The organism is Leeuwenhoekiella aequorea, from assembly GCF_004104375.1.
GTDB classification, from domain to species: Bacteria; Bacteroidota; Bacteroidia; order Flavobacteriales; family Flavobacteriaceae; genus Leeuwenhoekiella; species Leeuwenhoekiella aequorea.
Genome location: NZ_QOVM01000001.1, coordinates 703842 through 725160, shown reverse-complemented (window position 1 = coordinate 725160; position 21319 = coordinate 703842). Strand labels below are relative to the sequence as shown.

Sequence of the window (21319 nt, the reverse complement as noted above, 5' to 3'; positions counted from 1 at the left end):
TTAATTGGTTTACCTATCCAGTATCTCTTTAATATTAGGTTTAAAATATGCAGGCCCTTTCAATACTTTTCCGTCTTCGCGATAAATAGGTTTCCCATCTGCACCTAATTTACTCATATTGCTACGTTGAATTTCGGTGAAAACTTCTTCAATTTTGTGCTGCATTCCGTGTTCTATAATGGTTCCGCATAAAATGTACAGCATATCTCCTAGTGCATCTGCCACCTCTGTTAAATCATTAGAAATTGCCGCTTCAAGATATTCCTCATTTTCTTCTTTCATAAGGTTATACCGAAGCCTGTTTTTTGCCTCACCTAAATCTGCGATTGGACGATCATTAATACCTAGTCCAAAGGCAGTATGAAATTCGTGAACAGCTGCTAGTCGTTTTTTCATATTATTCTATTTAAAGAGTTAATTTTGACCTGTTCGTGTAAATTACGTATTGAAAAATAAATGTTTAGTAGATTACAAATTTTTCAGCGTATTTCATTTAAAAAACTTTGTAATGTTTAGTACCGGTCAATTAATTTTTGCAGCCCTTTTTTTTATAGCTTTTGTCATATTTGTGTTTATGAGTTATCGTAAAGATAACAAGCTGCATAAAAAAGAATATAAAGGTAGTTTCTGGATTTTAATTGGTTTCATAGTATTTGTAGTCATCTTATTTGCAATTAAGTTATTTCTTAAAGAATAGTCGCAAATAACTAATATGACAACAGTTAAATATTAAATCATATTTAATTGTTAAATTTGAATTCCTAATCGCACCTCTAGATGAAAATATTAAAGTATTTATTTTTTTTACTGCTCATACTTTTTATAGCAGGAGCAATATATTTTGCTACAAAAGACGGCTCTTATGAAGTTGAAGAGTCTCAAATTATTGAAGCTCCCATTTCATTAGTATACAACAAGGTGAATGATTACAAGTCTTGGGAAAACTGGGGACCCTGGAAAAAAGAAGACCCAACAATGGTTTTTAATTATCCTGAAAAAACAAGCGGAAAAGGTGCAAGCTACAGCTGGAACGGTGAAGAAGTAGATGGATCTATGCGAACTACCTCAGCAATAAAAAACCAAAGACTAGAACAAGAGATTACTTTTATAACTCCCGCAGGAGAACGTCACGCAAATGTTTATTGGCAGTTTGAAAAGGTTGAGAATGGCACTAAAGTTACATGGGGAATGCGCGGAGAGCATACATTAATGGATAAGGCTTACTTCTCATTTACAAGCTATGATTTTGATGAAGCCATGCGCACCATGTATAAAACCGGTCTTAGCTCTCTAGATAGCAGTGTGCGTGAAGATATGCAGGCTTATTCTATTAAGACAGACGGTATAACGCAATACAGCGGTGGGTTTTATATGTATGTAACTACATCTACAACATTAGATGCAGCCCGCAACAAAATAAAACAAATGATTCCGCAGGTTAATAACTATATGAAAGGTAATAACATTACCGTCTCTGGAAAGCCGCTTTCAATTTTTAATAGTAGAGATTTAAATAATAATAGCGCTATAATATCAAGTGGTTTACCTACAACATCTCAAATTATAGTTGCTGAAGACAGTACTATTTTATGCGGCTTTATGCCTTCATACACCGTAGTTAAAACTACACTTATAGGAGATTACAAAAATTTAAAAGAAGCTTGGTCAAACACTGAAACATACCTAGCGAAGAATAATTTATCTAAGGCTGAAAATAGCTATCCTTTTGAAATTTATGTGGTAGGCCCTCAAGACAATCCTAACCCAGCAGAGTGGATAACAGAATTGTATATACCTATAGCCGTTGAAGAGCAAACTTCTGAAGCCCTATGAAGCAATTACTACTAGTATTTATAGGAGGTGGTGCAGGAAGCTCGCTTCGATATTTACTAGCAAAATGGCTTAATCCTTCAACTGATGGTTTTCCGTACGGGACACTGACTACAAATATTATCGGAAGTTTATTAATAGGATTTATCTTAGGTTGGGCTCTAAAGACTAACTCTCTTTCTACTAATTCAACTTTAATTCTAGCAACAGGTTTTTGTGGTGGGTTCACAACTTTCTCTGCATTTGCTTATGAAAATCATCTATTCTTAAAGAATGGCGATTTTTTCAATTTTATAATTTATACCCTATTAAGTTTGATTTTGGGATTTTCCGCAGTATTTATAGGCATTTGGATCTCTAAGATTTATTGAAATAAAATTCATAATTATTTAATTCCCTTAAATAAAATTTTAAAACATTTACCTTAGTTTTAAGCAATTAAAATCAGCATACAGTTTTTACATACTATGAAAAATAATAGTACAAAATATCAAGCTACTTATAAGGTCTCAAAGCCTCTGCCTGATAGTTTGTGTTAACCCTTATAATATTTATAAAACACAAAAGTCTGGCATTAGAACGTCAGACTTTTTTTATGATTTAAAATTATGTTTCAGTTTCTGAATTCTTACTTCAATAGTTTCAAGGGTCTTTCTAGAGAGGTGTGGTGGCTAGCGCTAATAACATTGGTGAATCGTGCTGGAGCTATGGTAATTCCTTTTCTATCACTTTATCTTAGAGATGATTTAAATTTTAGCCTTGGTGATGTAGGATGGGTTATGACTTGTTTTGGGTTTGGATCTTTAGCCGGATCCTGGCTGGGAGGCATATTGTCAGACAAAATAGGGTTCTATAAAACTATACTCATTAGCCTAATAGGAACAGGCTTAGGTTTTTTCGGTCTTCAATTTATAACCAGTTTCTGGGCAATTTGTATTGGTTTTTTTATGTTAATTGCAATTGCAGACCTGTCAAGACCTGCATTTTTTGTAGCACTAAGCGCTTATAGTAAACCGGAAAATAAAACACGCTCTTTAACTCTTATTCGGCTTGCCATAAACCTTGGTTTTTCGGCAGGACCTGCAATTGGCGGACTCATAATTGCTGGCATAGGATATTATGGTCTGTTTTGGGTAGATGGAATTTCTTGTATATCGGCAGGTTTTTTATTAATTAATACCTTAAATCCTAAAAAAGCAAAAGTTACAGATACTGAGATCTTAATAGACAATCCGTTATCACCCTATAAAGATAAAATTTATCTTATTTTTCTAGTCGCCCTGGCTCTATTTGGTGTTGTTTTCGTTCAATATTTCTCTACAGTACCGTTATATTATAAAGAAATCCGGGATCTTTCTGAGCTACAAATAGGACTACTTCTTGGCTTAAACGGGCTTGTCATATTCTTGTTTGAAATGCCACTTATAGCCTTTGCAGAGCGCAAAGGATGGTCACAAATATCGAGTGTTATAGGAGGATTAATTCTTACAGGGATAAGTTTTATATTCTTTTTCACTACTCAGTATACTAGTTTTCTTATTGTAGGTATGGTAGTAGCCACATTGGGAGAGATGATAGCTTTTCCTTTTGGCAATGCGCTTGCGTTAAGAAGAGCTAAATTAGGTAGACAAGGTGCTTATATGGGACTTTACAGCATGTCGTTCTCTTTATCTCACATTTTTGGGCACAATATAGGTATGCAACTTGTAAACACGTTTAGTTACGATATCACTTGGATTTTTATGATGGGAGTAACTCTTATTGCTCTTCTACTTTTATTTTACGTGAAAAAATTTCTAAAAAAAGAAGACGATCTTCTTACCGAAGTTTCTAAAATTTAGATTTCCCAAGATAATTAGCTATAATTTGATTGTAAGTAGGCTTAATCCTAAGGGTTGTCGTTTCTGGAATAGCATACAACGATTCATAGTCGGTATATCCTTGTTTAAGCAACTCTTCCAGATAGAAATAAGCGGTATTATCATCGTCATCTTGAGCAGATAAACTGATAATATTTAAATAAGCTCGATAATTTCTAGCATCTAACATCGTAGCTAAAACATTTCCAAAAATACGCTGAGGAATTAACCCCACTTTATTTAGTGTCAGAAAATCTTCGATAGTATAAGAGATATAACCCAGCATTCTATGAGCTACTTTTTGCTCGTTTGCCATTGTTACATTGTCAACAGAATTTTTAAAATTACTAATTCGGCTATCCCAATATCCAAGATTTTCAAAATTAGCTAGCGTGATATCTTCATCAAGAAAGTATTGAATATCCTCTAGAAGAAGTAGTTCCTGTAAATTTCCTGATCTGTTTGCACGCTTAGCCGTTTTGTAAGCATCAGTCCCACGAAGATCTTTATAAAAATCTTTTAACTTATCTAATGATACATTGCCCCTATAATCGCCTTTTAAATCTTGACTCAGGTCATAAGCGGTAAGATATTCCCCTTTTAATACAAGCTTGTCGAGTGCTTCAATGTCTGAATTATAATTGCGTTGCCATATGCTATCGGCCACTTGCAAGTCAAACCTATCTGCCTGGAAGTGATTTAATCTATTAATAAGAATACCTAAGAAATTTGCGCTAGGCCAGGCACCTGGATCTGAATATGTATATAGTTCATTGTAATTATTTAAACTTTTCATCATATTAAAATGATTTGCCATCTGATAATAACTAGGTGATGAATCTCCTACGACACCTATAACTGCATTACCACTAGCTTGCTCAATGTATTGCTCCGCAAAATAAATATCATCTATCACTAGAATTCCCGCAGTATTTTTTAAAACATACGATAATGCACTTGCAGTCTTAGCGCCAGAACCTAAACCTGTTATATAAATTTGCCCAGATTCTAATGCCACTTTTGCAAACACGTCGCGCATCATTGTTACAGCCTGCTGTGCATTTGTATCCAGACTATCCAAATTTTTACTCAATTTAAAGTTATTAGAAACTACTACATACTCTTCACCAGCGATTGCCGACACAAAGAGACGGGCTGCTCGCATACCATCTCCATTAGGATCCAGTACAAATAAAGCTTTAGAAGGAGTTGCCTTAGTATAATTAGCCGGTAAATAAATTGAATAAGCAAGGTTTGAACTATCTGAGACCACTTCAATTTCTGTCACCATTCCCTTTAGCAAGGTTTGCTTTTGTGCAAAAGAATATTGAGTAGTGCTTAATAGAATTATAAATAGAAAGTAAAATATACGCATTTGATTTTTAGATTATCATCAACAATAATTATGCTACAATTTAAAATAAAAAAAACTGCCTTGGCAGACAGTTTTGTATTTAGGAATGAAAGTATTGTTATTCTATGATTCTACCCGTTGGGTAACTTGATCTTGATTCTTTTTAAATAAAAATTTAGCAAATAAAGAAACAACAAATAAGTCTGCAGATATTAGAAATAATACGCGTGCTGCTTCTGTTGCCCATAGATTAAAACCCCCAAAACCGTATACTCCTGTTATAAGTGCGATAATCAAAAAAGGAAGTGTAAATCGTTTCATATGAGTGTTTTTAAGTTTAATATCCGTTGTAAAAATATCGCGATTCTCCTATTTTCAATCACAATAAATTACTAATTACTATAAATTTAACGATCTGGTTATACTTTGTTAAAACTGCTTAATGTCAAATTTTAAGAGCATTACCTAAAGGTTTAGAATACGTACGTAATTACGCTACAGTTTGTATCTTTACATCAGCAAAAAACAAGGCATGAATACTGAAACTATTGCATCACCTGTACGAACTCCAAAGCCAAAATGGTTAAGAGTTAAATTACCTACAGGTAAGAAGTATACTGAGTTAAGATCATTAGTAGACAAATATGATTTGCATACTATTTGTACATCAGGAAGTTGCCCTAATATGGGAGAATGTTGGAGTGAAGGTACTGCTACATTTATGATATTAGGCAATGTTTGTACGCGATCTTGTGGCTTTTGTGGTGTAAAAACGGGTAGACCAGACACTTTAGATTGGGAAGAACCAGAGAAAGTTGCCCGATCTATAAAGTTAATGGCTATCAAACATGCCGTTATCACATCTGTAGATCGTGATGATTTAAAAGATATGGGATCAATAATGTGGGCTGAAACTGTAAAGGCTATACGCAGAATGAATCCCAATACAACTTTAGAAACACTTATTCCAGATTTTCAAGGAAATGAAAGGAACATCGATAGAATTATTGAAGTTTCTCCAGAGGTAGTGTCTCACAATATGGAAACTGTAAAACGTCTTACTCGAGAAGTACGTATTCAAGCTCAATATGAGAGAAGTCTGGGTGTTTTAAAATATTTAAAAGACAATGGTATTAGACGCACAAAGTCTGGTATTATGCTTGGCCTTGGAGAGACTGAAGATGAGGTTTTACAAGTCATGCGTGATTTAAGAAGCGCTAACGTAGATATTGTCACAATAGGTCAATATTTACAGCCTTCAAAGAAACACCTTCCGGTAAAGCAGTTTATCACACCAGACCAATTTAAAAAATATGAAGTTTTAGGGCTAGAAATGGGCTTTAGACATGTAGAAAGTGGTGCATTAGTACGATCTTCTTATAAAGCTCAAAAACACCTTCTATAGCTAATTTTCAATGTCTAAAATTAAAATAGGAATAAACGGTTTTGGTCGCATTGGCCGCAGACTTTTTAGGTTATTATATGACAATCCATCAATAGAAATTGTTGCTATAAATGACCGTGCAGATGGTAATACGCTTGCGCACTTACTCAAATATGACAGTATTCACGGAATTTTTGACAAAGATATTAGCTTCTCAAATGGCTGCTTACTAGTTAACGATCGTGAAATAAATTTATACCAGTTTTCAGAACCTGAGCATATTCCGTGGGCCTTACATTCACTGGATCTTGTCGTAGAAAGTACCGGTAAGTTTAAAACTTATGACCTTCTAGAAAAACATCTAGAGGCCGGTGCACCTAAAGTTATATTGAGTGTACCTGCTACAGATGATCGTATTAAAACAATTGTTTTAGGCGTAAATGATGATTTGATCACGGGCGACGAACTCATTATTTCTAATGCAAGCTGCACTACAAATAACGCAGCCCCAATGATAAAAGTTGTAAACGATCTTTGTGGTGTGAAGCAAGCCTATATCACTACGGTACATTCTTACACCACAGATCAAAGTTTACACGACCAGCCTCACCCAGATTTAAGAAGAGCCAGAGCTGCAGGACAATCGATAGTTCCTACAACAACCGGAGCCGCAAAAGCATTAACAAAAATATTTCCGAAGTTATCTAATGCTATTGGTGGCTGCGGAATACGCGTACCCGTACCTAACGGTTCGTTGACAGATGTCACACTTAATGTGGAACGCGACACTACAATAGAAGAAATAAATGAAGCATTCAAAACTGCTTCAGAAACCTATTTAAAAGGAATTCTTGAATACACAACAGTTCCGCTAGTTTCTATAGATATCGTAGGGAATACCCATTCGTGCATATTAGATGCTCAAATGACATCCGTAATTGGTGACCTCGTAAAATTAATAGGTTGGTACGACAATGAAACGGGCTACTCTGCACGAATTATAGATTTAATCCTAAAAATCTCACGAAAATCATAAAAGATCGTTTCTAATTTTGGCAAAGTGTCTATATTAGTAGCTCAATGAAGAAAATAATGCTTTTCGACAAAAAACTACTTCTCGTTTTTCTGTTGTTTTCAGCGGTTTGTTTTGGTCAACGACCTAACAATAATGAAAATGAACGCAACATTAAAATAGACTCTTTAATTATTAACGCAGTTAAATTAATAGCGTCTTCTAATTTTACAGAATCTGTAAAGAAACTCGAAGAAGCAAGATACCTTGCGCAGAAAATAGATAATAAAAGCCGGGTTGCAACTGCGAGTCAATTACTGAGCAACGTCTATTTAAAACAAGGCGAATTTGATAAAGCAAATGTCGAAATCAGGGATGCAATAATCACCCATCAGGAGCTTAAAGAAACAGATCAACTGGGAAAAGATTATTTGTATTATGCTCAAATTTTAATTAAAACTCAAGAGTCACAGCGGGCACTACCCTTTCTTCAGCAAGCTGAAACTATTCTAAAAGGATCACGGGATCCCGGCGTAGCAGATGATCTGGCGTCTGCATATCTCTACCACGGAAATATTCTTCAGGAATCAAAAAAACCTGATGAAGCGCTTCCCAAATATGAAAATGCACTCTCCTTATTGCAAAATCAGAAAAAGAAAAATTACTATGTAATTGCTCGTATTTATATACAAGCTTCCAGAGCATATGAGAGTCTTACAAATAGAGACAAGAGTCTTGATTATGCCTCTAAGGCTCACGATATAAGCATAAACAACAATTTTCCGCAAATTGAATTAGATGCTCTAGCACTTTTAGGAACGATTTACAGTAATTCAAAAGATTACGAGCAGGCCTTCGCCTATCTTGATACCTACAATCAAAAAAGACAAACTTATTTTGGTGACAACGGCTCTAATACAAAAGCGCTCACCATAAAAAATGCTTTGTTATCTGAAATAGATCCTGCAGATTACAATCCCGCTCGATTAGTACAGGCTAATAAAATTACAACGGTATTAATTATAGCATTATTCACCATATTGTGTCTTCTAGCACTCTCACTTTATAAGAATAATAATCTGCGTGCAAAAGCAAACGAACTACTTCAGGCCAAAAATGCGGAACTTATAATTGCTAAAGAAAATGCAGAAAAAGCATCTGTAGTAAAGGCTCAGTTTCTATCAACAATTACTCACGAATTGCGTATTCCTATGTATGCTGTTACCGGCCTTACGCATTTATTGCTAAGTGAAAATCCTACAGATGAGCAAAAAAAACATTTAGACTCTCTAAAGTTCTCTGGAGAATATCTCCTCTCTCTCATCAATAATATTCTTGATCTGAACAAACTTGAAGCAGATAAGGTAGAGGTTGAGAAAGCTACTTTTAATTTACGCAAACGAGTGGATGATGTTCTTTTTGCACTAGAACGTTCTGCACAAGAAAAAGGAAATAAACTTATATTAGAATACGACAAAGAAATACCTGAACAAATTGTGGGAGACCCCCTAATGATGTCTCAGATTTTAATCAATTTAATTGGTAACGGAAATAAGTTTACGCGCGACGGCTCTATCTTCATACGCATTCAGCAACTAAGTAAAAATGAAACGCAAACGTTTTTACACTTTGAGATTGAAGATACCGGTGAAGGTATAAGCAAGAAAAAACAAAAAGATATTTTTCAGAATTTCACTCAGGGATCGGTTCAAATTAATAGAAAATTTGGTGGTACTGGCTTAGGATTATCTATTGTTAAGCGCCTGCTCAATCTTCAAAAAAGTAAAATTGAATTAGAGAGCACACTGGGTAAAGGATCAAAATTTTTCTTCGATATAAAATATGCACTCCCATTGAGTAAAGACAAAGAACCTGAAGAGCGTGTTTATGAGATAGATTACGAATCTCTAAAAGGAAGAAAACTACTTGTAGTTGAAGACAACAAAATCAATCAAATGATCACCCGTAAGATTTTAGAGAAAAATTCTATGGAGTGTGACGTTGCAGACAATGGTGAGATTGCAATTGAAAAGGTACGTTTTGAAAATTACGACCTGGTCCTTATGGATATTCATATGCCTGGAATAAGCGGAATAGAAGCAACACAGAAAATAAGAGAGTTTAACAAAGACCTTCCTATTCTTGCGTTAACCGCTGTAACTATAGATGAAAATATTGATGATTTTTATCTTGCCGGTTTTAATGATATTATACCTAAGCCTTATAAAATTGAAGAATTCTTCTTTAAAATTCACAATGCGTTAAAACGCAAAAATGTCATTATTTAGAAGTAGAAGCGATAAAGTTTAAGATTATTTCATCAAAATTTTTAGCATCACCCAAAAATTTAAAAGCTATTGGAATATAGTAGAGTTTTGATTTTTTTAGTTTTCCGTCTAGTCTAACAAAATCTTTTTCGGTAGTAATTATAATTTCAGAATCGTCTAACCTGTTAATTTCGTCTTCAGTAAAATTATGATGATCTGAAAATTTGAGATGATTAAAATCTATTTTTTTACTTTCTAAGTAATTTAGAAATGGCTCTGGTTTTGCGATACCCGTTACTACAGTTATCCTTTTATTTAAAAAAGCTTCCCAATCAAGAGAACCCCTAATGGACTGTATTTCGCTATATGCAATGGCTGCAAAATAAACAGGCGCACTGCTGTACCTAGAGATTTTAGCACGTATTTTATATTGATTTTCTTTGGAAAGGTTATCAGGACATTTAGTAACTACAATACAATCTGCCCGGTCTGCACCCGTGCGCTTTTCTCTTAAATTGCCTGCAGGAAGCACAAGGTCTTGATAAAACAAATCGTCGTAAGCAGTAAGTAAAATCAAAAGTCCGGGTGACACTTTACGATGTTGATAAACATCATCTAAAACAACTACATCAGGACAAATAGATTTCTCACGTAATTTTGAAATACCTTCTACTCTATTTTCACAGACAGCAACCTGAACATCTTTAAACTTACGTGCAAACTGCAATGGTTCATCACCTACTTCTGATGCTGTAGAATTTTGACTAACATCGAGATAACCAGTAGTTTTTCTACCATATCCTCTACTTAATGTTGCAACTGTATACGAATCGTTAAGAAGCGAAATAACATATTCGGTCATAGGAGATTTACCAGTACCACCCGTAGAGAGGTTGCCTATCCCGATAACTGGAAAATCGTAAACCCTAGAATTAAATACTTCTTTATCAAACAAGAAATTTCGCAGTTGCGTTACTCCATCGTAAGCAACCGCAATTGGCCATAGTATTTTACGTGCGTTCTTCACAGGCTCGAAGTTATAATTTTTATATTTACGCACCACGAGATGATTATTGAGTGAGAAATATATAAGCTAAGTATACTATGAAAGTTAAAGAAATTATTAATGCTCTAGAGGAATTTGCCCCTTTGGCAAATGCAGAAGATTTTGATAACGTAGGCCTTCTCATAGGTGATATTAATACTGAAGTTACTGGAATTCTAGTAACATTAGATACCCTAGAAAAAACCATTGATAATGCTATTGCGCAGCATTGTAATCTGGTGGTAAGTTTTCATCCTATACTATTTAGCGGTCTCAAAAAAATAACCGGAAAAAATTATGTCGAACGTGTGGTATTAAAAGCTATTAAAAATGATGTCGCTATTTATGCTATTCATACAGCATTAGATAATGTACCTCATGGTGTAAGTAAAGGAATGTGTGATGCTTTAGGTCTGACAAACCGAAAAGTACTGATTCCTAAAAAAGGAAAAATTAAAAAATTGACCACCTATATTCCTGAAGATATTTACAAAAAGGTGAGAACAGCACTATTTAAAGCCGGAGCCGGAACTATTGGCAACTATGAGTCGTGTAGTTTTAGCACATACGGCGAAGGAACTTTTTTAGGTAAACCAGAAAGTAATCCTACAAAAGGAGAACGTGGCAAACTACAAGTAGAAAAAGAATTACAATTAAATGTAACTTTTGAAGCACACTTAGAAAAAGCTATTCTTAATACCTTATTTGAATCGCATTCTTATGAAGAAGTAGCTTATGAGGTTACCACGCTCGATAATAGCAATCAACATATAGGAATGGGCATGCTGGGAGAATTACCAGAAGCACTAGATACCCCTTCATTTTTAAAATTTGTAGCTCACAGCTTTCAGGCTAAGGGAGTTCGTCACTCTGCTGAGTTAGAAAAACCAATTAAAAAAGTTGCTGTTTTAGGAGGTAGCGGTAGTTTTGCCATAGAGGCCGCAATTCACTCAGGAGCAGATGCTTTTATAACAGCAGACTTAAAATATCATCAGTTTTATCAAGCTGAAAATAAACTTATACTTGTAGATATTGGGCACTATGAGAGTGAGCAATTCACAAAAAATATTCTTACTGACTTTCTTACGAAAAAATTTACTAATTTTGCAGTCGTTTTAGAAGACGAAAACACCAATCCTATTAAGTATTTATAATATGGCAAAAAAGACCGAAGCTACCGTTGAAGAGAAACTCAGAGCATTATATGATTTGCAGCTGATACATTCTCGTGTTGATACCATTCGCAATGTGCGAGGTGAGCTTCCTTTAGAAGTAGAAGATCTTGAAGATGAAGTTGCAGGATTAAATACCCGACTTGAAAAATTAGGAGGTGAACTTGGCTTAATTGATGATCAGATAAAAGCTAAGAAAATTCTTATTGAAGAGTCAAAAGCTTCAATTAAGAAATATACTGAGCAGCAAAAGAATGTACGTAATAACAGAGAGTACAATTCTTTAAGTAAAGAAATTGAATTTCAAGAATTAGAAATTCAGCTTGCTGAAAAAAATATCAGAGAATACCGTGCTCAAATAGAGCAAAAAAATTCTGTGATTGATCAAACTAAAGAGCGCGTTGGAGAACGTCAAAAGCACTTGAAGCATAAGAAACAAGAGCTTGATGCTATTTTAGGTGAAACTGAAAAAGAAGAACAAGCACTTTTAGAGCAAAGCCAGGCTTTTGAAAACTCTATAGATGAGCGTCTTGTTAAAGCTTATAACCGTATACGTTCTAACGTACGTAACGGTCTTGCTGTCGTAGCAATCGAGCGTGGAGCATCTGGAGGATCATTTTTTACAATTCCACCTCAGGTTCAGGTAGAAATTGCAGGTCGCAAAAAAATCATTACCGATGAGCATAGTGGTAGAATTCTTGTTGATGAAGAATTAGCCCGTGAAGAGCAACAGAAAATGCAAGAAGTCTTTGCAAAATTGTAAGATTCTCACATAACTATTAAAAAAAGCTCCGTAAATACGGAGCTTTTTTTTTGCCTTATATTATAGTTTAACAAGCTGTTAGCAGCGACACCTATAAGATTCTCCTACATTTAATGAAAATTCACACGATGCGCGCCTTCTTAATTACATTCGCTCTATTCTTAATGAGTTTATCGTGTACAAATTCTGGCAATACAGAACATGATCTTGCCATGATGCAAAAGCTTCCTGTTCAAACCGAAACCAAAAATGGATTAGCAAGAGCCTATTTTGCAAGTGGTTGTTTCTGGTGTGTAGAAGCTATATTTGAGAGTGTTGCAGGTGTTGAAGAGGTCATTAGCGGTTATAGCGGTGGTATAGAAGAAAATCCTATTTATGAAAACGTAAGTTATGGGAAGACTAACCATGCTGAAGCTGTAGAAGTACTTTACAACCCCCAAATTATATCATTCCAAACATTAGTTTCTGTATTTTTTGCGTCGCACGACCCTACCACACGCAATCGCCAAGGACCTGATACCGGAAGACAATATCGGTCTATTGCATTTTATCAAAATGAAAATGAAAGAGAGATCATAGATCGAACTATAAAAGATTTAAATGAGAAGCATTACGACGGCAATATAACTACACAAGTATTTCCTTTTCAAAAATTTTGGAAAGCAGAAGATTATCATCAAGATTATGAATCCAAGCATCCCCGAGATCCATATATTATAGGAGTTTCATTGCCCCGACTTAAAAAATTTAAAGAAAATTATCCCGAAGTATTAAAAGATAAAAAATTACACTAATGATACAAAAAACCGTACTCCCGCTATTTTTATTCGCTTTAACAGCTTCAGCTCAGGAGGATTTTTCAAAATTTAAATCTCGCAATAGAATTTTAGTCTTTTCAACAACGAGTCTTCAAAATGAAAATTTCACAGCGCAATGGGATCAATTTAAATCAGCTTCAAAGAAATTAGACGATCGTAACATTATTATTTTCGCACTCTCTAAAGGGAGAATTTATGACAAAGATCTTAAAGTTGTTTCCTCCTATCATATCGCTCCCCTACGTAAAAAGTATAAAATTCCGCTAGGTTATGAAGGAATTACCTTAATAGGAAAAGATGGCGGTGTGAAGCTACAAAAACAGTATGCTATTGAACCACGCTTAATATTTGAAGTTATTGATCAAATGCCTATGCGTCAACGCGAAATGCGTCAAAATATTGATGATTAATTTTTCAGATTTTAGGATTCGTAATCCACCTATTACAAAAATATAATCATTTAAAATCTTCCATATACTACCATCTACTCTCTAGAGGTTAACAATACTATAGGATACGCGAATCTTCTTTTATAATACGTTTAACAGAAGACTTAGTTAGGGTACTGTAAATTCATTGACTAAGTTAATAACATAGGTCAACCGCAATAAGCGCGTTAATCTATAATTTTAAAAAATTGAAAAAGAAAATTTATGAAAACTAATCAACCTTTATTAGAGTCGTTCGCACTAGGAGATATCACGTTAAAAAATAGGGTCGTAATGGCTCCTATGACACGAAGCCGCGCAGAGAATGCAGGTAATGTGCCTACAGATTTACATGTAGAATATTACACTCAAAGAGCGGGTGCCGGTTTAATTATTACAGAAGGCTCACAAGTTTCTGAACGTGCTGTAGGCTATATACATACTGCAGGAATTCATACTCAAGAACAAGTTAATGGATGGAAAAAAGTTGTGAATGCCGTACACGCAAAAGATGGTAAAATATTTATACAATTATGGCATGTAGGACGCATATCGCATCCAGATTTTCATAATGGAAATAAACCAATCGCTCCCAGTGCTGTAAATCCTAATTCTAAGGCCTTTACTTCTGAAGGTTTTAAAGATACTGTCACTCCAAAAGAAATGACACTTGAAGAAATTAAAGAAACTCAGCAAGAGTTTGTTGATGCTGCAAAAAATGCTTTAGAAGCAGGTTTTGATGGTATTGAAATCCATAGTTCTAATGGCTACTTATTTCATCAGTTTTTTAATACAAATTCAAATGTACGTACAGACAATTATGGCGGAAGTATTGAAAACAGAGCTCGTTTCTTCTTTGAAACTTTAGATAAGGTTAAAGAAGTTTGTCCAGAAAATAAAATTGGTGTTCGTTTAAATCCATCTCTAAATGGGATATTTGGTATAAATGCAACCGAAGATACAATACCTACATTCGATCATATAATTGAACGCTTGAATAATTATGATTTAGCGTACTTGCATTTATCTGAGCCTTTTAATGACGTAAGTGAAATCGAGTATTTAGAAACTGAAATCGCTAAACGCTACAGACCCATCTATAAGGGTAATCTTATGATTAACGCTAATTTTGATCAGAAAAAAGGAAATGAAGTTATTAAAGAAGGTAATGCAGATTTAGTTGCCTTCGGAAAATTATATATTTCTAATCCTGATCTTGCTGAACGTTTTGCAATTAATGCACCGATGGCAGAGTGGGATGATGATACTTTCTATACACAAGGAGAAAAGGGATATATTGATTATCCTACCTACGCTGAAGAAACTCAAGATGCGTAATCTGTAATCTAAATGTTTTGTTATTTCGTTTAATGTTAACAACATAATTATTAAACAAAATATAATTTTAGGGTAAGTTTTACTTACCCTTTTTTTATGAAACATTTTAGAGCAGAGCAAATAGGAGAAATGCCTTCAAGATATAGAGCGCATTTTATTAATAGTGTTACCGGTTTCAAATCGGCAAACTTACTTGGCACTATATCAGAAGACAATATTACAAACGTTGCGATATTTAGTTCGGTAACACATCTTGGAAGCAGCCCTGCACTTCTTGGCTTTGTATTGCGACCCACTACAGTAGAACGTAATACCTACGACAATATAAAAAAATCTGGAATATTTACAGTTAATCACGTAAATCAGAACTTTATAAAGGAAGCACATCAAACCTCTGCAAAATACGCCGGTACGGTTTCAGAATTTAGAGAAACGTTACTTGAAGAAGAATACCTCGATAATTTTAAGGCTCCTTATGTAAAGCAAAGTCGCATTAAACTAGGCTGTACATTTGAAAATGAATACTTTATTAAAGAAAATGACTGCATTTTTGTAATAGGAAAAGTGCAACATATTTATGTTGATAAAGAAATTCAAGATGAAGATGGCTGGTTAAATCTAGAACGCGCTCAAACTGTTTGTATAGACGGACTGGATGGTTATGCATTGCCTCAAATTTTAAATAGATTTTCGTATGCTAAACCTGGAGAATCTATTAAAACCCTATAAACCCCTTGGCGCATAAAAAAGAGAACCTTCCAGAGAAAATTTGCTTAACCTGTGATAAACCATTTAGCTGGCGTAAAAAATGGAAAACTTCTTGGGATGATGTAAAATATTGCAGTGAACGCTGTAGACGTACAAAAAAGAACCTATGGATTTAGTCTGGTTTAGAAATGATCTGAGAATACGGGACAACTCAAATTTAATAGATGCCTCAGGAGCTGGCGAGTCTATTCTGGCAGTATACTTTTTTGATCCACGACACTATCAGATTGATGAATTTGGTTTTAAAAAGACTGAAAAATACAGAGCTCAATTCTTGCTAGAAACCGTTTCAGATTTAAAGGAAAATCTAAATAATTTAAACATATCATTGCTCGTATATTTAGGTAAACCTGAAGATATTCTACCCGAATTAATAGAGAAGTACGATATAAAGAATATTTATCTTCAAAAAGAATGGACGTCTGAAGAAGCTGCTGTTTTACTAAATGTTCAACAAAATATTCCACAAGGCATTAAATTTATTGAGAAATATGATCAGTTCTTGTGGCATCCAGATGATATCCCTTACAATCACTTTTCTCAAATCCCCAAGGTCTTTACTAATTTCAGAAAAACGTGTGAAAAGCATACAAGCGTAAGACCTGCAAAAAAAATTCCAAAAAAATTATCTCAAGAAAATCGTTTAGATAATACCACTCATATACCATCCTTACAGTCTTTAGGTCTAGAGCATTTTAAAAGAGATTCACGTTCTGCATTTCCATTTAAAGGTGGAGAAAATCAAGCTCTAGAACGAATTCAATCCTACTTTTTTAAGTCTAAGAATTTAAAAAACTATAAAGAAACCCGCAATGGCCTTGTAGGTTCTGCTTATAGTTCAAAACTATCTGCGTGGCTTGCAAATGGCAGTATTTCACCACGTACTATTTACTGGTATGTAAAAAAGTTTGAAGAAGAATACATTAAAAATGACAGTACCTATTGGTTAATATTTGAATTAATGTGGCGTGATTTCTTCAAATATATTTCGCTTAAACATGGTGATTCAATCTTCAAAATAAACGGAATATCTACTGCAACATATGAATGGAAATCAAATAATTCCATAAGAAAAGAATGGATTGATGGCGCTACAAAATATTCATTTGTAAATGCTAATATGATCGAACTCGCAAAAACTGGATGGATGAGCAATCGCGGTAGGCAAAATGTTGCAAGCTTCTGGTCAAAAGAAAATCAACAAGACTGGCGCATAGGAGCAGCTTATTTTGAAAGTATGCTTATTGATTATGATGTACACAGCAATTATGGAAATTGGATGTATGCGAGTGGTGTAGGCAACGATCCCAGAGATCGTATTTTTAATATAGAGAAGCAAACAGAACGCTATGATGCATCTGGTAATTATACACGTTTGTGGACTCAAAACAATCTATTTGATTAAATAATATAAGCTTGAAAAAATTACGTTTAATTCTTGGAGATCAATTAAATCATAAGCATTCTTGGTACAATGATAATTCTCAAGATGTCATTTATTTTCTTGCTGAAATGCGTCAGGAAACTGATTATGCTGTACACCATATTCAAAAAATAATAGCATTTTTTGAAGCAATGAGAATCTTTGCAAATTGGTTAGAATCACGAGGTAATCTTGTCATTTTTTACAAACTTGATCATCCAGATAATACACAAGACCTAGCAAAAAATTTAAACAAACTTATTAAAGCTCATAAAATTTCAAAGTTTGAATATCAACTTCCTGATGAGTACCGGCTAGATCAACAGCTGAAAACTTTTACAGAAACACTGAATATTGAAACAGAAACGTTTAACACTGAGCATTTTCTTAATTCTCGCACAGATCTAAAGCAATTTTTTGAAGGAAAGAAAACGCTCACCATGGAATATTTTTATCGTGATATGCGTAAACGATATTCGATATTGATGATAACCGATAAAGATCCCGAAGGTGGTAAATGGAATTTTGATCAAAGTAATAGAAAAAAGTGGAAAGGGGAACCCATTATTCCTCACGAACGAGGTTTCAAAAAGGATGTTACTAAAATAGCTAAACGCATTTCACAAGCTCAAATCAAAACAATAGGATCAGTAGATAATGAAAACTTCAATTGGCCCACTTCCCGACAGGATGCTCTAAGTGTACTCAATTATTTTTGTGAACATTTACTACTTCATTTTGGAGATTATCAAGATGCAATGGATCCCGATGAAATCTATCTTTTTCACAGCAGATTGAGTTTTGCCCTTAATAGTAAGCTTATTGACCCTTTAGAAGTTATTCATAAAGTTATAGAGCACTGGCGAGAACATAAAGATGAGATCGATATAAGCCAGGTTGAAGGTTTTGTACGACAAATTCTAGGTTGGAGAGAATATATGAGAGGCGTTTACTGGATGAAAATGCCAGATTACAAGACGACAAATAAATTAAAAAACACAAATGAGCTTCCTGGTTTCTATTGGACTGCTAATACAAAAATGAATTGTTTGCATCACAGTATTAAGCAAAGCCTAGATCATGCATATGCACATCACATTCAGCGTTTGATGATAACAGGTAATTATGCCCTGCTTACCGAAACGCATCCAGACGAGGTGGATGCTTGGTATTTAGGAATATATATTGATGCCATAGAATGGGTTGAGATTACAAACACACGTGGTATGAGTCAGTTTGCAGACGGTGGTATAGTAGCTACAAAACCTTATATCTCAAGTGGTAGTTATATTAACAAAATGAGCAATTATTGCAGTAGTTGTCACTATAACGTTAATAAAAAAACAGAAGATGATGCCTGCCCATTCAATAGTTTATACTGGAATTTTCTCTCAAAAAAGAAGAGCTATTTTACTAACAACCATAGAATGAAAATGATGTTGAACCTGCTCGATAAGATTCCACAAGAACAAATGGAAAAAATTATTAATCGAGCCGAGGATATCATAAAAAACCCACAAAATTTCTAATTTACACGTTAACACACTGTTAAGCACTATGCTTAAGTTTTTTTAAAAAATTACTTTTATATCACTAACCAATATTTATAATTATGAAAGATATCATTTGGCTTATTATTGTAATACTTATCATAGGATGGCTTGTAGGGTATTTTGGCTTTGCAGAATCTGTAGGGAGTTTAATACATATTCTTCTTGTCCTTGCCGTAATTGCAATTTTGTATAAGTTGGCAACTGGAAGACGCCTTTAATTAATCTAAATCAAAAATTAATAGTATGAAACGTATTTTTTTAATGCTTTTTATCGCGGGATTGTTAAGCACAACCTTATACAGCTGCCGTGAAACTGAAACTACCGGTGATAAAATTGAAAATGCAGCCGATGATGTAGGTGATGCTGTTGAAGATGCTGTAGATTAATAATCTTAAAAAATAAATTGAAAAAAGTCTGTATTTATAATACAGACTTTTTTTCTTTAAATCTTAATTGCCTTAACAATCAAGCGTTAACAGCCGTTAAAGATATCAGGTGTATGAGATCTAATTTATAAATTAGAAAAAAAATACGCTATGAACACATTCAGAAATACAAAGAAGATTGAGAGTTTAAGTGGGACTTGGACTTTGCATAATGGAGTTAAAATGCCTTATTTAGGATTAGGGGTTTACAAAGCTAACGAAGGCGAAGAGGTTATAAATGCGGTAAGCTGGGCTTTAGAAACTGGTTACAGGCATATAGACACTGCTACAGCTTATGAAAACGAAGAAGGTGTAGGCAAAGCAATAAAACAAAGTAAAATAGCAAGAGAAGACCTATTTTTAACCAGTAAAATATGGAATAGTGATCAAGGCTATGATTCTACAATAGAGGCTTTTGAGAAGTCACTAGAACGTCTCGATACAAATTATCTAGATCTTTATCTAATTCACTGGCCAGTTAAAGGTAAATACAAAGATACCTGGAGAGCTCTTGAAAAATTATATAAAGACGGAAAAATAAAAGCAATAGGGGTCAGCAATTTTTTACAACATCATCTTGAAGATTTAATGAAGGATTGCGAAATAAACCCAATGGTAGATCAGTTAGAGTTCCACCCTTGGCTTGTACAATCTGATTTGCAGGACTTCTGTAAACTGAATTCTATTCAGTATGAAGCTTGGTCACCCTTAATGCAAGGCAAAGCTTTTGATAATGATACTCTAAAAGAACTCGGTGAAAAATATGATAAATCTCCTGCACAAATAGTTATACGCTGGGATCTACAAAATGGTGTAATCACGATACCAAAATCGACTTCAAAAGACCATATAAAAAGCAATAGTGAAGTTTTTGATTTTGAACTTTCAGACCTTGACATGAAAAAAATAAATGCACTCGATAGAGAAGAACGTATAGGACCAGATCCAGATAATTTTGATTTCTAATTTTAGAGATTAGTTATTATAATTTCAAATAAATTAATCAACGGTTGTTTTTAAAGACAGCCGTTTTTTATTATATACTCAAAACAATCTATTCCCTATTTTTTCTCTAATCCCACTAGGGCTTTGTATTTTTACAACCCAAAATTTGATTTTATGTGGAATTTAGATGGAAAGACAGCACTTGTTACCGGCGGAACTAAGGGTATAGGAAGAGCTACAGTATTAGAATTATTAGCATTAGGAGCTAAGGTAATATTCACTTCACGCAATCAAAAAGATATTGACCAATTTGAAAGTGAGCTACAGGAAAAAAGCTATATCTGCAACGGTATTGTATCTGACGTAAGTCTGGAAGATGATCAGGATCGTCTTACAGATTTTGTGTTTGAACGAAGTGGTAGTTTAGATATTTTAGTTAATAATGCTGGACTTAATATTAGAAAAGAAGCTACGCACTATGAGACCGAAGAATACCGAAAAATTCTTGAAGTAAATCTCATCGCGCCTTTTGAGCTTACCCGTAAATTTTACGCTTTATTAAAAAGATCTGGTAAGGCTTCTGTAATTAATGTTGCCTCTGTTGCAGGCAGTCAGGATGTAAAAAGTGGCACGCCTTACGCCATGTCAAAATCAGGTTTATTACAACAAACCCGCAGCTTAGCTTCAGAATGGGCACAGAATAATATACGTGTGAATTCGGTATCACCGTGGTACACTCAAACGCCCTTTGTTGAAGAGGTTATTAATCAAAAAGAACGTTACGATAAGATAATAGAACGTACACCTATGCAACGTTTTGCATCTCCGGAAGAGGTGGCAGCAACGATAGCTTTTTTAGCTATGGAAAAAGCTTCTTTTATCACAGGACAAAACATTAAAGTAGATGGGGGTTTAAGTGCAAATGCGTTGTAAG

General features: G+C 34.4%; 24 protein-coding genes. 20 read left to right on the top strand and 4 right to left on the bottom strand.

Features of this window, described 5'->3' with window-relative positions:
* Positions 1-9: 9 nt before the first annotated feature.
* Positions 10-396, bottom strand: a complete 387-nt coding sequence (locus tag DSM00_RS03275; RefSeq protein WP_128756582.1) for a pyrophosphohydrolase domain-containing protein — start codon at positions 394-396, stop codon at positions 10-12.
* A 112-nt stretch (positions 397-508) separates the two neighbouring features.
* Between DSM00_RS03275 and DSM00_RS15640 the strand changes: the two genes are divergently transcribed.
* From DSM00_RS15640 to DSM00_RS03255, 4 genes are all read left to right on the top strand, one after another.
* The gene (locus DSM00_RS15640; RefSeq protein WP_128756581.1) at positions 509-697 is read left to right on the top strand and encodes a hypothetical protein; all 189 of its coding nucleotides are present in this window, start codon (positions 509-511) and stop codon (positions 695-697) included.
* Positions 698-777: 80 nt separating this feature from the next.
* Positions 778-1833 carry an SRPBCC family protein gene (locus DSM00_RS03265; protein WP_128756580.1) on the top strand — a complete coding sequence of 352 codons (1056 nt, stop codon included), beginning with the start codon at positions 778-780 and terminating at the stop codon, positions 1831-1833.
* The gene (gene crcB / locus DSM00_RS03260; RefSeq protein ID WP_128756579.1) at positions 1830-2201 is read left to right on the top strand and encodes a fluoride efflux transporter CrcB; all 372 of its coding nucleotides are present in this window, start codon (positions 1830-1832) and stop codon (positions 2199-2201) included. Before DSM00_RS03265 ends, crcB begins: the two co-directional genes overlap by 4 nt.
* A gap of 237 nt (positions 2202-2438) precedes the next feature.
* Positions 2439-3671, top strand: a complete 1233-nt coding sequence (locus tag DSM00_RS03255) for an MFS transporter (RefSeq protein ID WP_128756578.1) — start codon at positions 2439-2441, stop codon at positions 3669-3671.
* Here DSM00_RS03255 and DSM00_RS03250 read toward each other — a convergent pair.
* Both DSM00_RS03250 and DSM00_RS03245 read right to left on the bottom strand, forming a co-directional pair.
* Positions 3661-5064, bottom strand: coding sequence for a hypothetical protein (locus DSM00_RS03250; RefSeq protein WP_128756577.1), 1404 nt, complete (start codon positions 5062-5064; stop codon positions 3661-3663). The genes DSM00_RS03255 and DSM00_RS03250 overlap by 11 nt on opposite strands.
* 102 nt (positions 5065-5166) lie before the next feature.
* Complete coding sequence (locus DSM00_RS03245; protein ID WP_128756576.1) at positions 5167-5364, bottom strand: DUF1328 domain-containing protein; 198 nt, start codon at positions 5362-5364, stop codon at positions 5167-5169.
* 211 nt (positions 5365-5575) lie between these two features.
* Between DSM00_RS03245 and lipA the strand changes: the two genes are divergently transcribed.
* Genes lipA through DSM00_RS03230 form a run of 3 tightly spaced genes read left to right on the top strand, consistent with a single transcriptional unit; the run spans position 5576 to position 9727 of the window.
* Positions 5576-6448, top strand: a complete 873-nt coding sequence (gene lipA, locus DSM00_RS03240) for a lipoyl synthase (protein WP_128756575.1) — start codon at positions 5576-5578, stop codon at positions 6446-6448.
* Between the two features lie 10 nt (positions 6449-6458).
* The gene (gene gap, locus DSM00_RS03235; protein ID WP_128756574.1) at positions 6459-7463 is read left to right on the top strand and encodes a type I glyceraldehyde-3-phosphate dehydrogenase; all 1005 of its coding nucleotides are present in this window, start codon (positions 6459-6461) and stop codon (positions 7461-7463) included.
* Positions 7464-7519: 56 nt separating this feature from the next.
* Positions 7520-9727, top strand: coding sequence for a tetratricopeptide repeat-containing hybrid sensor histidine kinase/response regulator (locus DSM00_RS03230; protein ID WP_128756733.1), 2208 nt, complete (start codon positions 7520-7522; stop codon positions 9725-9727).
* Here the strand turns inward: DSM00_RS03230 and lpxK are convergent.
* Positions 9720-10733 (bottom strand): tetraacyldisaccharide 4'-kinase, encoded by a 1014-nt coding sequence (lpxK, locus tag DSM00_RS03225; RefSeq protein WP_128756573.1) that lies wholly within the window; start codon positions 10731-10733, stop codon positions 9720-9722. The two genes, DSM00_RS03230 and lpxK, sit on opposite strands and share 8 nt — an antisense overlap.
* A 77-nt stretch (positions 10734-10810) precedes the next feature.
* Here lpxK and DSM00_RS03220 point away from each other — a divergent pair, with 77 nt between their 5' ends.
* The 13 genes from DSM00_RS03220 to DSM00_RS03165 all read left to right on the top strand — a co-directional run bounded on the left by DSM00_RS03220 (position 10811) and on the right by DSM00_RS03165 (position 21318).
* On the top strand, positions 10811-11905 hold the full coding sequence (locus DSM00_RS03220) for a Nif3-like dinuclear metal center hexameric protein (RefSeq protein WP_128756572.1): 1095 nt from the start codon (positions 10811-10813) through the stop codon (positions 11903-11905).
* A gap of 1 nt (position 11906) precedes the next feature.
* Positions 11907-12686 (top strand): zinc ribbon domain-containing protein, encoded by a 780-nt coding sequence (locus tag DSM00_RS03215; RefSeq protein ID WP_128756571.1) that lies wholly within the window; start codon positions 11907-11909, stop codon positions 12684-12686.
* Positions 12687-12799: 113 nt separating this feature from the next.
* On the top strand, positions 12800-13480 hold the full coding sequence (gene msrA, locus DSM00_RS03210; RefSeq protein WP_128756570.1) for a peptide-methionine (S)-S-oxide reductase MsrA: 681 nt from the start codon (positions 12800-12802) through the stop codon (positions 13478-13480).
* Positions 13480-13914 (top strand): DUF4174 domain-containing protein, encoded by a 435-nt coding sequence (locus DSM00_RS03205; RefSeq protein WP_128756569.1) that lies wholly within the window; start codon positions 13480-13482, stop codon positions 13912-13914. The genes msrA and DSM00_RS03205 overlap by 1 nt, the downstream gene beginning before the upstream one ends.
* A gap of 243 nt (positions 13915-14157) precedes the next feature.
* The gene (locus DSM00_RS03200; RefSeq protein WP_128756568.1) at positions 14158-15270 is read left to right on the top strand and encodes an alkene reductase; all 1113 of its coding nucleotides are present in this window, start codon (positions 14158-14160) and stop codon (positions 15268-15270) included.
* A gap of 96 nt (positions 15271-15366) precedes the next feature.
* Positions 15367-15999 carry a flavin reductase family protein gene (locus tag DSM00_RS03195; RefSeq protein WP_128756567.1) on the top strand — a complete coding sequence of 211 codons (633 nt, stop codon included), beginning with the start codon at positions 15367-15369 and terminating at the stop codon, positions 15997-15999.
* Between the two features lie 5 nt (positions 16000-16004).
* On the top strand, positions 16005-16154 hold the full coding sequence (locus tag DSM00_RS03190) for a DUF2256 domain-containing protein (RefSeq protein WP_128756566.1): 150 nt from the start codon (positions 16005-16007) through the stop codon (positions 16152-16154).
* Positions 16145-17443 (top strand): DASH family cryptochrome, encoded by a 1299-nt coding sequence (locus DSM00_RS03185; RefSeq protein WP_128756565.1) that lies wholly within the window; start codon positions 16145-16147, stop codon positions 17441-17443. The genes DSM00_RS03190 and DSM00_RS03185 overlap by 10 nt, the downstream gene beginning before the upstream one ends.
* An 11-nt stretch (positions 17444-17454) precedes the next feature.
* Positions 17455-18990, top strand: a complete 1536-nt coding sequence (locus tag DSM00_RS03180; RefSeq protein WP_128756564.1) for a cryptochrome/photolyase family protein — start codon at positions 17455-17457, stop codon at positions 18988-18990.
* An 83-nt stretch (positions 18991-19073) separates the two neighbouring features.
* Entirely contained in the window at positions 19074-19232 is a 159-nt protein-coding gene (locus tag DSM00_RS03175) for a lmo0937 family membrane protein (RefSeq protein ID WP_117434326.1), read from the top strand.
* A 25-nt stretch (positions 19233-19257) separates the two neighbouring features.
* The gene (locus DSM00_RS15500) at positions 19258-19401 is read left to right on the top strand and encodes a hypothetical protein (protein WP_164916287.1); all 144 of its coding nucleotides are present in this window, start codon (positions 19258-19260) and stop codon (positions 19399-19401) included.
* 150 nt (positions 19402-19551) lie between these two features.
* Positions 19552-20406 (top strand): aldo/keto reductase, encoded by an 855-nt coding sequence (locus DSM00_RS03170; protein ID WP_128756563.1) that lies wholly within the window; start codon positions 19552-19554, stop codon positions 20404-20406.
* A 153-nt stretch (positions 20407-20559) separates the two neighbouring features.
* Entirely contained in the window at positions 20560-21318 is a 759-nt protein-coding gene (locus DSM00_RS03165; RefSeq protein ID WP_128756562.1) for an SDR family oxidoreductase, read from the top strand.
* Position 21319: the final 1 nt, after the last annotated feature.